At 62.4% G+C, this 14,834-nt stretch carries 14 protein-coding genes; 3 read left to right on the top strand and 11 right to left on the bottom strand.

The annotated features are described in order from the left end of the window. Positions 1-6: 6 nt before the first annotated feature. A complete protein-coding gene (locus tag C1A35_RS26490; protein ID WP_104667231.1) occupies positions 7-1,266 on the bottom strand; it encodes a ferredoxin reductase family protein in 1,260 nt (419 codons plus the stop codon). A 364-nt stretch (positions 1,267-1,630) separates the two neighbouring features. Between C1A35_RS26490 and C1A35_RS26485 the strand changes: the two genes are divergently transcribed. Continuing rightward, positions 1,631-2,248, top strand: a complete 618-nt coding sequence (locus tag C1A35_RS26485; RefSeq protein WP_104667230.1) for a GntR family transcriptional regulator — start codon at positions 1,631-1,633, stop codon at positions 2,246-2,248. Positions 2,249-2,317: 69 nt separating this feature from the next. On the opposite strand, the gene C1A35_RS26480 is transcribed toward C1A35_RS26485, so the two are convergent. From C1A35_RS26480 to cysG, 6 genes are all read right to left on the bottom strand, one after another. Next, entirely contained in the window at positions 2,318-3,838 is a 1,521-nt protein-coding gene (locus tag C1A35_RS26480) for an acetyl-CoA hydrolase/transferase family protein (RefSeq protein ID WP_104667229.1), read from the bottom strand. A gap of 258 nt (positions 3,839-4,096) precedes the next feature. Continuing rightward, the gene (locus C1A35_RS26475; RefSeq protein WP_104667228.1) at positions 4,097-4,909 is read right to left on the bottom strand and encodes a ferredoxin--NADP reductase; all 813 of its coding nucleotides are present in this window, start codon (positions 4,907-4,909) and stop codon (positions 4,097-4,099) included. Positions 4,910-5,056: 147 nt separating this feature from the next. Then, complete coding sequence (locus C1A35_RS26470; protein WP_104667227.1) at positions 5,057-5,557, bottom strand: DUF934 domain-containing protein; 501 nt, start codon at positions 5,555-5,557, stop codon at positions 5,057-5,059. 17 nt (positions 5,558-5,574) lie between these two features. Next, entirely contained in the window at positions 5,575-7,245 is a 1,671-nt protein-coding gene (locus C1A35_RS26465; RefSeq protein WP_104667226.1) for a nitrite/sulfite reductase, read from the bottom strand. 14 nt (positions 7,246-7,259) lie between these two features. Beyond that, on the bottom strand, positions 7,260-7,574 hold the full coding sequence (locus C1A35_RS26460; protein ID WP_104667225.1) for a DUF2849 domain-containing protein: 315 nt from the start codon (positions 7,572-7,574) through the stop codon (positions 7,260-7,262). A gap of 10 nt (positions 7,575-7,584) precedes the next feature. Next, complete coding sequence (gene cysG, locus C1A35_RS26455; protein ID WP_104667224.1) at positions 7,585-9,045, bottom strand: siroheme synthase CysG; 1,461 nt, start codon at positions 9,043-9,045, stop codon at positions 7,585-7,587. Between the two features lie 231 nt (positions 9,046-9,276). On the opposite strand from cysG, the gene C1A35_RS26450 reads away from it, so the two are divergent. Then, positions 9,277-9,864 (top strand): deaminase, encoded by a 588-nt coding sequence (locus C1A35_RS26450; RefSeq protein ID WP_104667223.1) that lies wholly within the window; start codon positions 9,277-9,279, stop codon positions 9,862-9,864. A 5-nt stretch (positions 9,865-9,869) separates the two neighbouring features. Continuing rightward, complete coding sequence (gene mazG / locus C1A35_RS26445; RefSeq protein WP_104667222.1) at positions 9,870-10,703, top strand: nucleoside triphosphate pyrophosphohydrolase; 834 nt, start codon at positions 9,870-9,872, stop codon at positions 10,701-10,703. 100 nt (positions 10,704-10,803) lie between these two features. On the opposite strand, the gene hflX is transcribed toward mazG, so the two are convergent. The 4 genes from hflX to trkA form a co-directional block, all read right to left on the bottom strand. Beyond that, complete coding sequence (hflX, locus tag C1A35_RS26440; protein ID WP_104667221.1) at positions 10,804-12,129, bottom strand: GTPase HflX; 1,326 nt, start codon at positions 12,127-12,129, stop codon at positions 10,804-10,806. Between the two features lie 78 nt (positions 12,130-12,207). Further along, positions 12,208-12,450, bottom strand: coding sequence for an RNA chaperone Hfq (gene hfq / locus C1A35_RS26435; RefSeq protein WP_003535434.1), 243 nt, complete (start codon positions 12,448-12,450; stop codon positions 12,208-12,210). Between the two features lie 110 nt (positions 12,451-12,560). Then, entirely contained in the window at positions 12,561-13,424 is an 864-nt protein-coding gene (locus tag C1A35_RS26430) for a D-amino-acid transaminase (protein ID WP_104667220.1), read from the bottom strand. A gap of 10 nt (positions 13,425-13,434) precedes the next feature. Continuing rightward, positions 13,435-14,811: a Trk system potassium transporter TrkA gene (trkA, locus tag C1A35_RS26425; RefSeq protein ID WP_104667219.1), complete on the bottom strand. Its 1,377-nt coding sequence runs from the start codon at positions 14,809-14,811 to the stop codon at positions 13,435-13,437. Positions 14,812-14,834: the final 23 nt, after the last annotated feature.

Below are 14,834 nucleotides of genomic sequence, written 5' to 3'. Positions count from 1 at the left end.
GCTGCTCTATCGAAACTGAAACTGTTCGAACTCAACCCGCTTCGGCCGTTTGCCAAGATCTTTCAGGCCCTTGAGAATCGCTTCCCTGAGGGGTGGCGGGCCGCAGAACCAGAGATCGGCGTCGGCCGGATCGATCGTGCTGCTGCTCGCAAGCCTGGCCGCGTCCAGGCGTCCGTCCACGGAGCTGTCGTGCAGGACAAAACTGAAGTTTCCGAGCTTTCCGGCCTGCGCCTCGAAGGTATCCAGACCGATCGCCTCGCGCCGATCACGCACGCAATAGACCAAATGGATCTCCTGTCCCTCGTCGCCCCTCAGATGCCGCGCCATCGCCAGGAGCGGCGTGACGCCGATACCGCCGGCAAGCCAGATCTGCTTCTTGCCGCCGCGGCGATGGTTGAAGCGGCCATAGCCGCCTTCGAGCTTCAACCGGTCGCCGACCGCGATACTGTCCCGAAGCGCCTTCGTGTAATCGCCGAGCGGCTTCACCGCGAAGCGGACGGTGCCATCGGCCTCGATGCCGGCGATCGTGAACGGATGCGGCTCACGCAGTCCTGGTTTCAGCACGCGCAGAAAGCCGAATTGGCCAGGCTTGGCGCGCAAGGGGCGCCGCAGGGGCCGCGCACCGATCACCGTCGCTCCGTCTTCGCGCACCACCTCGAAAACCTCGTAACCGCGGGTTCTGAGCCAGGGTAGAAGCTGGGTGTAGGCATAGCTCAGAATGCCGAGCGCTGCGAAGGCGTTGAGGTAGACCGCCAGGAGCGCGGTGCCGTCATAGGGGCGTTTGATGAACATCTGGTGGAAGGCGACCATCACGAAGAGCAGGCCGATGAAACGGTGCGCATAGCGCCAGAGGTGGTAGGGGATCTCGATCTTCGTGCGCGGGATAATCTTGACAATGCTGAGAACGAGCAGAACGACGAAAGCGTAGAAGGCGTACTTCCCTGCGGAAGCTGCCAGTTGGTTCAGACCGCTCGTCAGCGCCAACCCCTTGAAATCGGGCTTCAGGAAATAATGGATGAGGATAAGGACCAGCACAGAGATGCCGATCCTGCGATGAAAGTGGTAGACGCGATCGAGCCCGCCGAACAGGCCTTCGACAAAGGGCGGACGCGCGGCCATGAACTGGGCAATCGCCATGCCGACGAAGGCGGCCGACGAGGCCATCAGCGAGAACGTCGTCAGCGCATTGGTGTGGCTGACCGCCGGCACGGCCAGCAGTGTCGCAAATGCCATCAACGACCAGACCAGAAACGCGCCCACTTGCATCTTGCGCCCCTCAACGCCGATGGCTGACGGTTGTTGCCTTTTGCCCTCTGCCCATTGCCTTCGATCTCAGCCGACCAGCATGCAACCGAACTCTGTGCGACAACGGCCTTCGCGGCCCTTTCACACGCGGCCCTTTGGGGAGAGTGGCAAGCACCTTCCTCTTCGTCAACACGAATTCTATTGGAAACGGCCTATGAGGTTCTTTTATTCATGCCTTTGAAATTCGTATTTTTTAAGCATTCGCTTATTTTTATGTCCGTGCGCGCAAACGCCCCTCATGACCTGTTTGCGCAGGACGAGCGGCGCGCTTGCCTCACTGCCGAAAATCGTGCAAGCTACTGATATATCACAATGAAGGATCTGCATGTCACCGCAATCCCAGGCTCATCTCGCCTATCTCGCGCTCGAACGCCTGATCGTCACGTTGAAGCTCGAGCCCGGCGCCTTGGTCACCGAGCGCCAATTGATCGAACTTGCCGGGCTCGGACGAACACCGGTTCGAGAGGCGATCCAGAAACTGGCCTGGCAGGGCCTCATGGAAGTTCGCCCACGGGTCGGCCTGCAAATTAGCAGGATCCGCCCCGATGACCAGGTGCATGTCATGCAGACGCGCCAGAAGCTGGAGCCGCTCGCGGCCGCCCTCGTCGCTGCGCACGCAAGTCCCGATGATCGAAATGCAATGAAGGCCTGCGGCGCGGAGATGACCGCCTGCCTCGGTGCTGGTGACATGGGAGGTTTCCTCGTCGCCGACAAGGTGTTCGACGAACTGATGGAGGAAGCCTGCCCGAACCGCTTCCTGACCGCAGCCCTTGCCCCCTTGCAGACACACGCCCGGCGCATCTGGTTTGCCTCGTCCTCGCCTGAAAAGATGGCCGGATCGGTCCGCCGCCACGTCACCGTGATCGATGCGATCGAAAGCGCAGACGCCGATGGCGCGTCGGTAGCGATGGCGGAGCTGATGACCTATCTTTCAGACGCCTGAGGAGGCGCTGCCTCTAACAAAAGAAATCACTGCAAGAAATTGTTTTCACAATGATTTCATTAATCCACCTCAGCCGGCGGGCATCATGCTCCCGGTCTTCAGGCGGCGCACATGCCAATCGAAGGCTTCTTCCAGAATATGCGGTGTCTGGCCTCCACGGGAGGCGACCGCGCGGCTGAAGTAGTCGGAGAGCAAGTTGCGATAGGCCGGATGACAGCAGTTTTCGATGACGACGGGCGCGCGTTCCCGCGGCGCCAGGCCGCGCAGGTCCGCAAGGCCGTGCTCGGTCACCAGAATATCGACATCGTGTTCCGTGTGGTCGACGTGGGAGACCATCGGCACCACGGATGAAATCGCCCCGCCCTTGGCAACCGACTTGGCGACGAAGATCGACAGGAAGGCGTTGCGCGCGAAATCGCCGGAACCGCCGATGCCGTTCATCATGTCTGTGCCGCCGACATGGGTCGAATTGACGTTGCCATAGATATCGAACTCGAGCGCCGTGTTGATGCCGATGACGCCGAGGCGCCGAATGATCTCCGGATGGTTGCTCACCTCCTGCGGCCGCAGCACCAGCCTGTCCTTGTAGGCGCCGATGTTGCGAAATACCCGGTCTGCCCAGGCACTGGAGAGTGTCATCGACGATGCCGAAGCAAAGCTCAGCTTGCCGGCCTCGAAAAGCTCGAACGTACTGTCCTGCAGCACCTCGCTATACATGCGCAGGTCATGGAAGGGACTGTCGACGAGGCCGCTCAGGACCGAGTTGGCGATCACGCCGATGCCCGCCTGCAGCGGATTGAGCGTCATGTCGAGGCGCCCCTTGCGCACCTCCTCCTGCAGGAAGCCGATCAGATGGCCGGCGATCGCCGTCGTCTCGGCATCCGGCGGCGAGATCCGCGCGGCGCTGTCTTCCTTTTCGGTGACGACGATCGCGACGATCTTTTCGGGATCGATGGGAATGTAGGGCGTGCCCGCGCGGCTGTCGCAGGCGACGACGGGAATTGGCGTGCGGCTCGGGCGCTTCGCCGGAATGTAGATATCGTGCAGCCCTTCGAGCGCCGGACTGTGGCTGAGATTGAGCTCGACGATCACTTTCCTTGCCAGGATCGCGAAGCTTGCGGAATTGCCGACCGATGTCGACGGCACGATGCCGCCGTCCTCGGTGATCGCCACCGCCTCGACCACCGCATAGTCGATCGGGCTGATCTGTCCGGAGCGCAATTGTTCGACCGTTTCCGAAAGATGCTGGTCGATGAACATCACCTCGCCACGGTTGATCGCAGCTCTCAGCACCGGATCCGACTGGAACGGCAGGCGGCGGGCAAGGACGCCGGCTTCCGTCAGCGTCTTGTCGATGTCATGACCGAGCGAAGCGCCGGTCATCAGCGTGATGCGAAACTTCTCGCGGGCTGCCCGCTCGGCCATGGCAAGCGGCACCGCCTTGGCATCGCCGGCCTTGGTGAAGCCGCTCATGCCGATGGTCATGCCATCCTTGATGAGGCTGGCCGCTTCTTCCGGGGTGGCGATACGGTCGCGCAACGGCTTGCAGCGGATCCTGGTTTCCAGGGCGGTTAGCGGAACTCGGCTCATCGGGCACTCCCAGCAATGGCCCACGAGGCTCATTCAGGACGGCGCGGGCTTGGTTCGTCGTGCGCTTGTTTTCGCATGGCTGCGTGCGCACGCTATGAAGATTTGCGGGAGCACGATATCTCCTGGAAGCGCCGGGCGGTACGCAGAATTGGAAATGCGGGGCTACCGCGCGCGCATAGCTCGGCAGACGTTCAGCCAGAAACGACGAAGGGCGCGCCCAAGGCACGCCCTTCGAACGTTAAACTGCACAAAAAACCGTCAGCCGACGAAGGCGCGTTCGATCACGAACTCGGCCGGCTTGTTGTTGGCGCCTTCCGTCAGGCCGGCAGCCTCAAGAATTTCCTTGGTGTCCTTCAGCATCGCCGTCGAGCCGCAGATCATGCCGCGATCGACAGCCGGATCGAGCGGCGGCAGGCCGAGATCGGAGAAGAACTTGCCGTTGACCATCAGGTCGGTGATGCGGCCCTTGAAGGCGAAATCCTCGCGGGTCACCGTCGCGTAGTGGCGCAGCTTGTCGCCGACGATCTCGTTCAGGAATTCGTGGTTGCGGATTTCCTCGACGAGGTCGAAGCCGTACTTCAGTTCGGCAACGTCACGGCAGGTGTGGGTGAGGATCACTTCCTCGAACTTCTCATAGGTCTCGGGGTCGCGGATGAGGCTTGCGAAGGGCGCAATGCCGGTGCCGGTCGAGAACATGTAGAGGCGGCGGCCGGGAACGAGCGCGTCAAGCACCAGCGTGCCGGTCGGCTTCTTGCGCATGAGCACCTTGTCACCTGGCTTGATCGCCTGGAGATGCGAGGTCAGCGGGCCATCCGGCACCTTGATCGAGAAGAACTCGAGTTCTTCGTCCCAGGCGGGGCTGGCGATCGAATAGGCGCGATAGACCGGCTTGTCGCCGACCATCAGGCCGATCATCGCGAACTCGCCCGAGCGGAAGCGGAATTCGGCAGGGCGGGTCATGCGGAAGCGGAAGAGCCGATCCGTATAGTGTTCAACGCTGGTTACCGTCTCGACGTAGACGCCTGCCGGTGCCTGGATCGCGAAATCTTCCGTTTTTGCCGGAGCATTCATTTTAGCTACAAGTCCTGTAAATGATGACCCTGTCTATCAACAATAAGCCAATATTCCAAGCCGCGCCTTGTTGAAAGGAAATCTCTTCCAAATATAGTCGCTTTCCGGGATTTCGGCGTGCTTCACACTGTCGCGGCCAATCCTACCCTACGACACCCGTCGCCAGCTATAGGATTTCGCGTCAGTGGAGGGCTTTGCCGTCGGCTGGTAATGCACCGCGATACCAGGCAGGCGTCCTTCCGAAAGACGCTTCAGAGCCGTCGCATTGCTGACGGCAAAGCTGTCGACGCCACAGCGCAGCATCAGCGGGATCTGGTCGATCAAGACGTCGCCGACCGCCCTCACCTCGCCGCCAAAGCCAAGCCGCGCGCGCAACAGCGACGCATGGCTGAAGGCGCGGCCGTCGTTAAAGGCCGGGAATGCCACGGCCACCAGCGCGAGCCGATCGAGATGCGGCGCAAGCTTGGTGACGTCGTCCGCCGGTGCGATGACGACGCCGAGGCCAGACTCGTCGCTGTCTGCGACCTTGGCAAGGAACGCATCGAGGCCGAAGATCGCCTTTTCGTTCGAGCCTGCCTTGGTTTCCTCGGTCTCGATGATCCAGGGATCATCGCTCACGAAGCCGGTTTCCTTCCAGATTTTCGTCATGTCCGTTCCTCAGCGCCTCAGGCAGCTTCCTGCGCGCTGCCATAGAGCGCATCCTTGAAGGGTTGCGGGCCGACGCGGCGATAGGCTTCGAGGAAGGTCTCTTGGCCGTCGCGACGCAGTCCGAGATAGGTGTCGACGATCGTCTCAACGGCGTCGGTCACCTTCTCCGGCTCGAAACCGCGACCGATGATCTCGCCAATCGAGGTGTTCTCGTCGCCGGAACCGCCGAGCGTGATCTGATACAGTTCCGCACCCTTCTTTTCAACGCCAAGCAGGCCGATATGGCCGACATGGTGGTGACCGCAGGCATTGATGCAGCCGGAGATCTTGATCTTCAACTCGCCGATCTCGGCCTGGCGCTCGGGCGAACCGAAGCGGGTCGAAATCTCCTGCGCCACCGGAATGGAGCGCGCATTGGCAAGGGCGCAGTAGTCCAGCCCGGGACAGGCGATGATGTCGGTGATCAGGCCGGCATTGGCAGTGGCAAGACCTGAGGCGACCAGCGCACGGTAGACCGGCTCGAGATCGGCCAGCGCCACATGCGGCAGGATCAGGTTCTGCTCGTGGCTGACCCGGATCTCGTCGAAGGCGTATTCCTCGGCGATGTCGGCAACGGCATCCATCTGCGCGTCGCTTGCGTCACCCGGGATGCCGCCGATCGGCTTCAGCGAGATCGTCACCATGCCGTAGTCCGGGTGCTTGTGCGGCTGCACGTTCTGCTGCACCCAGCGGGCGAACTCCGGGTCGGTCTTCTTCCAGCGCGCAAGGCTTTCCCAGCCTTCGGCGCGGTTTTCGAGCGCCGGCGGCGCGAAATAGGTGGAGATCGCCTGGATGTCCACTTCGGGCAGCTTCAGCTCGGTGTCCTTGAGCGCCGCGAATTCGACCTCGACCTGACGGGACAGTTCTTCGGCACCGGTCTCGTGCACGAGGATCTTGATGCGCGCCTTGTACTTGTTGTCGCGACGCCCATGCAGGTTGTACACGCGCATGATCGCGGTCGTATAGGACAGCAGATCCTCTTCCGGCAGGAAGTCGCGGATCTTCTTGGCGATCATCGGCGTGCGGCCCTGGCCTCCGCCGACATAAACGGCAAAGCCGATGCGGCCGTCCTCATCCTTCTTCAGGTGCAGGCCGATGTCGTGGACCTGGATCGCTGCACGGTCACGCTCGGCACCCGTGACGGCGATCTTGAACTTGCGCGGCAGGAACGAGAATTCCGGGTGCACGCTCGACCATTGCCTCAAGATTTCGGCATAAGGCCTTGGATCAGCGACTTCATCGGCAGCCGCACCGGCGAAGTGATCGGCGGTCACGTTGCGAATGCAGTTGCCCGAGGTCTGCAGTGCATGCATTTCGACACTTGCCAGTTCGTCGAGGATATCCGGCGTGTCGGAAAGACGCGGCCAGTTGTACTGGATGTTCTGGCGTGTGGTGAAGTGGCCGTAGCCGCGGTCATACTTGCGCGCGATATGGGCGAGCATGCGCATCTGCCGGCTCGACAACGTGCCATAGGGGATGGCGACGCGCAGCATATAGGCGTGAAGCTGCAGGTAGACGCCGTTCATCAGGCGCAGCGGCTTGAAGGCGTCCTCGGCGAGCTCGCCGCTCAGGCGGCGCTCGACCTGATCACGGAACTGCTCGACGCGGGAGGAAACGAAGGCGTGGTCGAATTCATCGTAGCGGTACATCGGGTATCGTTTCCTCAGGCAGCGTGTTTCGGGCCGGAAAGGCCATTGTAGCCGGCAGCGTACGGGATCGACGGGCCTTCGGCGCGGATGCGTTCGCGCATGCGCAGCGGCCGAAGCGTACCATTGACCTCTTCGACATCGACGACATTGGCGTCGACGACCTTGTTGTCGTCAAACGCCTGTTTGCCCGTGGCTTCGAGCGCCGTCACCGCCTCTGCATGACGAGCGACGAACGCGTCTTGAAGCTGTTCGACCCAGTTGCCAGCGGCGTCCAGCCAGACGGAAATACCGTCCGAAAGTCGATTTGCCGTCAAAACCTTGCTCACCATGACCTCGTCCTCAGTTCAGTACGTGTTCGTTGCGCGCAGCAGCAACGTCAATAGCATTGTCGGTGCGACGCCTGCTGCCGACCACGAGCGGTTCGGAACGAGCGAAGTTGGCACCGGCGACTGCATCTCCAATGATCACCATGACCGGACCGGAAAGCTCAGTCCGATTTTCCAGGTCCGGCAGGTCCTTCAGGATGCCGTGCAGCAGGCGGCGATCCGCGCGGCTGGCATTCTCGATGACGGCGACGGTCGTTTCCGCGGGAAGACCGGCCTGCATCAGGCGGCCGGCGACCGAGGCAGCCACGGTGCGGCCCATGTAAACGGCGATGGTTGCGCCGGACACGGCAAGCCGCGCCCAGTCGGGCAGAACTTCGCCGGTCAGGTCGTGGCCGGTGGTGAAGACCAGAGAAGACGCGACGCCGCGCAGGGTCAGCGGCAACTCGAAATCGGCGGCCGCGGCAAAGGCCGACGTGATGCCGGGCACGATCTCGTAGCTGATGCCGGCTTCGCGCAGTGCCGCCATCTCTTCGCCGGCGCGGCCGTAAACCAGCGGATCGCCGGACTTCAGGCGGACGACGCGCTTGCCTTCGGCGGCGAGTCTCACCAGCAGTTGGTTGATCTCGTCCTGAGACTTCGTGTGGCAGCCCTTGCGCTTGCCGACCGACAGGCGCTCGGCATCGCGGCGGCCCATATCGACGATCGCCTGCGGCACCAGCGCATCATAAACGATCGCATCGGCCTCCATCATCACGCGCTGGGCGCGCAGCGTCAGCAGATCCTCGGCCCCTGGACCGGCACCGACGAGCCAGACATGGCCCGCTGCCTTCTCGGGCGCGTCGAGCAGGCGCGAAGCCTCACGGCGGGCAGCGGCCAGATCGCCGCCGGCGACCTTGTCGGCCACCGGACCCTGGAAAAACCGGCGCCAGAACATGCGGCGGGCGACGCCGCGCGGCACCAGGCGATCGACCGCCTCACGGTAGCTTGCTGCCAACGATGCGACGACGCCAAGGGAGGGCGACAGCAGCTGATCGATCTGGGCGCGGATCATCTGCGCCAGTACCGGCCCTGCCCCTTCCGTGCCGATGGCGACGGCGACCGGCGCCCGATTGACGAGAGCAGGCGTGAAGAAATCGCAGAAATCGGGCTGGTCGACGGCATTTGCCGGGATCTTGTGTTTGCGCGCGGCGGTGACGATGCGCTGGTCGCTGGCAGCATCACCGGTTGCAGCGAAGACGAGAATGGCACCTTCAAGCTGTTCGGGCGCAAAGGGCGCGGCCACATGCTCGACGCCACGGGCACGCAGATACTCAGCGAATTCCGCCGCCGGCTCGTCAGCGTAGACGACGATCGACGCTTCGGTGTTCAAAAGCAGCCGCACCTTGGCAAAAGCCTCGTCGCCATTGCCGAAAACCGCCACGCGCTTTTGCGCGACGCGAAAGAATGCGGGGAAAACGGCGAGTTGCTGCGTCATGATCTGGCAAACGGTTCCTTCTACAGGCTGCGGCGAATATCCCGCATGCGGCACGACAATTGAAGGAACAGAAATTTCAATGCCTTTCCGGTCCCGTATTGTTTTGCTCGGGGCCGCATCATTTTGAGCAAATATCTCCGGGCTCACAAAAACCTCGGCCTCCCCACGGCCATTGCGCCGCATGGGCAACCTCCGTTAAATGCGGTCAATGACCTGCCGGAGGCTTTTGACATGACACAACCCGAACTCGCCGAACGGCTTTTGACCGTGATCGAGAACGATGTCCTGCCGCTCACCGAAAGGGGCGTCGCCGCCGGCAACAAGGTGTTCGGCGCTGCGATTCTGCGCAAGTCCGACCTGTCGCTGGTGCTTGCCGAAACCAACAACGAGACGGAAAATCCGCTCTGGCATGGCGAAGTGCACACGCTGAAGCGTTTCTACGAGATGACGGAAAAGCCGGATACGCGCGATCTCATCTTCCTGTCCACGCACGAGCCCTGCTCCATGTGTCTTTCGGCGATCACCTGGGCCGGCTTCGACAATTTCTACTACTTTTTCAGTCACGAGGATTCCCGCGACTCCTTCGCGATCCCGCACGACCTGAAGATCCTGAAAGAGGTTTTCCGCCTGGAGCCGGGCGGCTACGCAAAGGACAATGCCTTCTGGCACTCGGCCTCGATCGCAGCCCTTGCGAAGGATGCCGATCCCGAAACCCGCGACCGCCTTGCCGCCCAGGACGCCCGCATCCGCGCCCGTTACCAGAGCCTTTCCGACAGCTATCAGTCGGGCAAGGACGACAACGCCATTCCGCTGAACTGAGATCCATGGAACCTTCACGCGACATCAAGCGCCTGCTCGACATCATGGCGGCGCTCCGCCAACCGGAGACCGGCTGCCCCTGGGACATCGTCCAGACTTTCGAGACGATCAAGCCCTACACGATCGAAGAGGCTTATGAGGTCGCCGACGCCATCGAGCGTGGCGACATGCACGACCTCTGCGACGAACTCGGAGACCTGCTCCTGCAGGTGGTCTTCCACGCCCGCATGGCCGAGGAAGCCGGCGAGTTCGCCTTCGGCGACGTCGTCGAGGCAGTCACCCGCAAGATGATCCGCCGCCATCCGCATGTCTTTGCCCGCTCGGACGCGGACACAGCCGAGGCGGTGAAGCTGCAATGGGATGAGATCAAGCAGGCCGAAAAGGCCGAGCGCCAGGAAAGGCGCGCCCGGCGCGGCCTGACACCGGATGGCGCGGCAACCCATCTCGGCTCTGTGCAGCGTTCGTTTCCCGCCCTCGTGGAGGCCCTGAAGCTGCAGGAACGCGCAGCAAAGGTCGGCTTTGACTGGTCGGAGCCGGAACCGATCCTCGACAAGATCGAGGAGGAGATCGGCGAACTGCGCCAGGCGCTACGCGAGAAGGACCGCGCCAAGGTCAGCGACGAGCTGGGCGACCTGATCTTCGCGGTCGTCAACATCGGCCGCCACGTGGGCACGGACCCGGAGATGGCGCTGCGCGGCACCAACACCAAGTTCCGCCGACGGTTCGCCCATATCGAGCGCGAGCTCGAAGCTGGCGGCGAGACGCTCGACGGAGCAACCTTGGATCGGATGGAAGAGCTCTGGCAGGCGGCAAAGGCGATCGAGCGGCAGCTCGGCTAAGCGCGGCGGGACGCATGTTCGCGATGCGTCCCTCGCAAACGGCCAACGAATCGTCCGCGCACGCATCTGAGCAAGTCGCCCAAACCAATCGGTTTTTGGATTACCAGTCTTCCGCGACGGGCTTCGGTCCGTTGCCGAGACGACGCTCCAGATCTGAGGCCTCGTTTTCGGTCAAGCGAAGGTCGAGGCTGACGCGCCCGTCTTCCAGATCCTCGCGGCCATCAACGATGGCGTGCTGATAGATCCAGGGCAGAAGCTGCAACTGATCAATGCCGAGAACGACGGTGCACTCGGTCAGCACACCCGACAGGCGACGGCCGATTTCCGCGAGCAGATCATCGACACCTTCGCCCGATATCGCCGAAACGGCGACGGTGTTTTCAGACGTCGCCGCCTTGCCCTGCAGCGCCTCGCGCGATTCGGCGTCGAGCCGATCGATCTTGTTCCAGACCTCGATCAGCCGTTCGGACGCTTCCTTCTCGTCGATACCGAGATCGCCAAGAATCCTGAGAACATCGCTTGCCTGCGCCTGGTTGTCCGGGTCGGAGAGATCGCGCACGTGCAGGATCAGGTCCGCCTCCAGCACCTCTTCGAGCGTCGCGCGGAAGGCGGCGACGAGGTGCGTCGGCAGGTCGGAAATGAAGCCGACGGTGTCGGAGAGGATGACCATGCGGCCATGCGGCAGCTTCAGACGCCGCAGCGTCGGGTCGAGCGTCGCAAACAGCATGTCCTCGGCCAGAACGCCTGCGCCGGTCATGCGGTTGAACAGCGTCGACTTGCCGGCGTTGGTGTAGCCGACGAGCGCGACGATCGGGTGCGGCACCTTCTTGCGCTTGGAACGGTGCAGTTGCCGGGTGCGGCGCACCTGCTCCAATTCTCGTTCGAGCTTGACAATGCGGTCCTGCAGCAAGCGCCGGTCCGCTTCGATCTGGGTTTCGCCCGGACCGCCCATGAAGCCGCCACCGCCGCGCTGGCGCTCAAGGTGGGTCCAGCTTCGGACCAGGCGGCCCTTCTGGTAGTTGAGATGCGCCAGATCGACCTGCAGCGTGCCTTCCTTGGTGGAGGCGCGGCGGCCGAAGATTTCGAGAATGAGGCCGGTCCGGTCGATGACCTTGGCGTTCCATTCCTTCTCGAGATTGCGCTGCTGCACCGGCGTCAGCGGATGATCGACGATGACAAGGCCGGCATCGAGCTCGACGAGGATATGACCGATCTCTTCGATCTTGCCGCTGCCGAGCAGGGTGCCGGGCTTGGGCTGCGAGACCGGAACGATGGCGCCGTGCACGACGTCGAGATCGATCGCCATGGCAAGACCGGTCGCCTCTTCGAGGCGGCTTTCGTCCGATCGCGTGGTCGTCGTGGCAAGAATCTCTGCGGACTGCCGCCCGGTCTTCTTCAAGACCGGAACGATGACGACCGCGCGCATGTCGTCGCGGAGCTTCTCGAGCTCCGGAATGATCGACGACGATTTTGAATCCCGTTTGGTAATGTGCCTAACGTCCCGTCAGGATGCGGCTTCTTCGTTCTCGAACATCTGCAGCGGCTGGCCGGGCATGATGGTCGAGATCGCGTGCTTGTAGACCAGTTGCGAGTGGCCATCGCGACGCAGCAGGACGCAGAAGTTGTCGAACGAGGTCACGACGCCGGTGAGCTTGACGCCGTTGATGAGAAAAATTGTCAATGAAATCTTTTGCTTGCGGACCGTGTTGAGAAAGAGATCCTGCAAGTTTTGAGAACGTTCCGCCATCGCGCCGCTTCTTTCTTATTTGCCGGCGTTTCGCGCCGGTGCATTTTTGTCAAATTCTGCAATCCGAGGCGCCACAAGTACCTTCCCCGACACCCCGTCAGAGTTTGGTATCAAATCAATGTCTTTTCCGCAACGCCGAAAAAGGCTTCGCGAATATTCTGTGCTATGCTTCCCGGATGACCGTTGCCGATCGGCCTGCCGTCGACCGAAACGACCGGAAAACAGATGCTGGTGGCAGCCGTGATGAAGACTTCGCGCGCTGCGAGCATCTCGTCTAGCGAGAATGCCCTCTCCTCGATTTTGAGCCCCAGCGGTACTGCGACATCCATCAGTGTCGTACGGGTAATGCCGCGCAGAATCCCGTGTTCGGCAGGCCGCGTGCGCAGGGTTCCGTCGCGATCGACGATCCAGACATTGGTGGCCGCACCCTCCTTCACCGTGCCGTCGGCATCAACGAAGATCGCCTCCTGCGCGCCTTCCTCCTTCGCCTTCTGGCGCGCGAGCACGTTTGGCAGAAGCCCGACCGACTTGATATCGACCCGGTCCCAGCGGTTTTCCGGCACGGTAATCGCCGCTATTCCGTGGGTCGCCTTCCTGGCGATGGCTTCAGCATCGGTGCGCTTCGCCGTCACGACAACAGTCGGCGTCGTTCCCTTGGCTGGGAACACATGATCCCGGCGCGCCACGCCGCGCGTGACCTGCAGATAGAACAGGCCATTTCTCACCCGGTTGCGCCGGACGACCTCGCGGATGACATGGACGAGCGCTGCCCGGTTCATCGGCCACGCGATGCGCAGCTCGCTGAGCGACCGGTCGAGGCGATCGAGATGGCGCGTGAGATCGACGATATAGCCGTGACGCACTTCGCAGACCTCGTAGACGCCATCGGCAAACTGGTAGCCGCGGTCCTCGATGTGGACGCCGGCGTCTGCGTGCGGCACGTAGGCGCCGTTGACATAGGCAATTCTGGGCATCGTCTCGACCTTAGAAATACTGGATGCTGACGCGGAAAAGCTGCTCGACGTGGCGCACGGCGTCGGCGGTGGCGAAGAGCACGACGCGATCCTTCGCCTTGATCTTCGTGTTGCCGTCAGGACGAATGAACGTCTTGTCGCGATAGAGCGCACCGATGCGGATGCCATCGGGCAATTCGAGGTCGCGCAGCGCCTTGCCGACGAGCGGCGACGTTTCCAGCGCCTCGGCCTCGATGACCTCGGCCATGCCCTTCTGCACCGCATAGACGGAGCGGATACGCCCCTTGCGCACATGCTGGAGCACGCGCGAGATCGTGACGGCGCGCGGGTTCACATAGGCATCGACGCCGGCGGTCGCGGCAAACTCCTGGTAGGACGGCTCGTTGATGAGCACGAGCGTGGATTTCGCGCCCAGATGTTTCGCCATTATGCTGCCGAGGATGTTGATCTGGTCGTTGTTGGTGAGCGCCACGACGAGATCGGCATCCTGAACGTCGGCCTGGGCGAGGATCCGCTGGTCCATGGCCGAGCCGTTGAGAACGACCGTGCTGCTCAGCTTGTCGGCCATCATCACCGCGCGGTCGCGATCGCTCTCGATCAGCTTTACCCGCGTGCGCGGCTGGTGCTCCTCGATCGCCTTGGCAACGAAGTAGCCGACATTGCCGCCGCCAAAGATGATGATGCGCCGGGCTTCCTGTTCCTCGTGCCCGAAGAGGGTCAGCGTGCGGCGCGCATGATCCCGGTCACAGACGACATAGGCGATATCGCCCGCCTGCAACTGATCGTCGGAATGCGGCACGATCACCTTGCCGTTGCGGAAAATGCCGGTGACCGTCGCGAGCAGATCGGGGAACAGTTCGCTCAACTGCTGCAGCGGCGTGCCGACGACCGGGCAGTCTTCCAGGCACTCGAAGGCGACCATGGCGATGCGGTCGTCGGCGAAACGCACGACGTCGATGGCGCCGGGAAAGGAAATACGCCGCAGCACCAGCCGCCCGACTTCGACTTCGGGCGAAATGGTAACGTCGATCGGCACGTTCTCGCGCGAAAAAAGGTTGGCGTATTCGGGTGCGAGATAGCTCTGCGCCCGGATGCGCGCGACCTTGGTCGGCACGTTGAAGATCGCGTGCGCCACCTCGCAGGCGACGATGTTGACCTCGTCGGACAGCGTGACCGCAATCAGCATGTCGGCCTGGTCGGCACCGGCCTTGGCGAGCACGTCCGGATGCGCGCCGTGGCCGACATAGCCGCGCACGTCGAGGCTCTCGGTGATGTTGGCGATCAGCGCCGCCGACGTGTCGATCACCGAAACGTCGTTGTCTTCCTGCGCCAGCCGCTCGGCAATGCCGTATCCGACCTGCCCCGCGCCACAAATGACTACCTTCATGTCGTTCTTTCACATGCAAGCGC

Source organism: Ensifer adhaerens (assembly GCF_002940685.1).
GTDB classification, from domain to species: Bacteria; Pseudomonadota; Alphaproteobacteria; order Rhizobiales; family Rhizobiaceae; genus Ensifer; species Ensifer adhaerens_E.
The sequence above is the reverse complement of the archived record's forward strand: the minus strand, read 5'-3'. Positions and strand labels throughout refer to the sequence as shown.

Coding starts and splice junctions, on each gene's coding strand:
- C1A35_RS26465 (WP_104667226.1), bottom strand. CDS start 7,245: ATGTACCGCTACGATGAATTCGACCACGCCTTCGTTTCCTCCCGCGTC.
- C1A35_RS26480 (WP_104667229.1), bottom strand. CDS start 3,838: ATGAGCCGAGTTCCGCTAACCGCCCTGGAAACCAGGATCCGCTGCAAG.
- hflX (WP_104667221.1), bottom strand. CDS start 12,129: ATGCGCGCGGTCGTCATCGTTCCGGTCTTGAAGAAGACCGGGCGGCAG.
- C1A35_RS26460 (WP_104667225.1), bottom strand. CDS start 7,574: ATGGTGAGCAAGGTTTTGACGGCAAATCGACTTTCGGACGGTATTTCC.
- C1A35_RS26470 (WP_104667227.1), bottom strand. CDS start 5,557: ATGACGAAAATCTGGAAGGAAACCGGCTTCGTGAGCGATGATCCCTGG.
- cysG (WP_104667224.1), bottom strand. CDS start 9,045: ATGACGCAGCAACTCGCCGTTTTCCCCGCATTCTTTCGCGTCGCGCAA.
- hfq (WP_003535434.1), bottom strand. CDS start 12,450: ATGGCGGAACGTTCTCAAAACTTGCAGGATCTCTTTCTCAACACGGTC.
- trkA (WP_104667219.1), bottom strand. CDS start 14,811: ATGAAGGTAGTCATTTGTGGCGCGGGGCAGGTCGGATACGGCATTGCC.
- C1A35_RS26485 (WP_104667230.1), top strand. CDS start 1,631: ATGTCACCGCAATCCCAGGCTCATCTCGCCTATCTCGCGCTCGAACGC.
- C1A35_RS26430 (WP_104667220.1), bottom strand. CDS start 13,424: ATGCCCAGAATTGCCTATGTCAACGGCGCCTACGTGCCGCACGCAGAC.
- C1A35_RS26450 (WP_104667223.1), top strand. CDS start 9,277: ATGACACAACCCGAACTCGCCGAACGGCTTTTGACCGTGATCGAGAAC.
- C1A35_RS26475 (WP_104667228.1), bottom strand. CDS start 4,909: ATGAATGCTCCGGCAAAAACGGAAGATTTCGCGATCCAGGCACCGGCA.
- C1A35_RS26490 (WP_104667231.1), bottom strand. CDS start 1,266: ATGCAAGTGGGCGCGTTTCTGGTCTGGTCGTTGATGGCATTTGCGACA.
- mazG (WP_104667222.1), top strand. CDS start 9,870: ATGGAACCTTCACGCGACATCAAGCGCCTGCTCGACATCATGGCGGCG.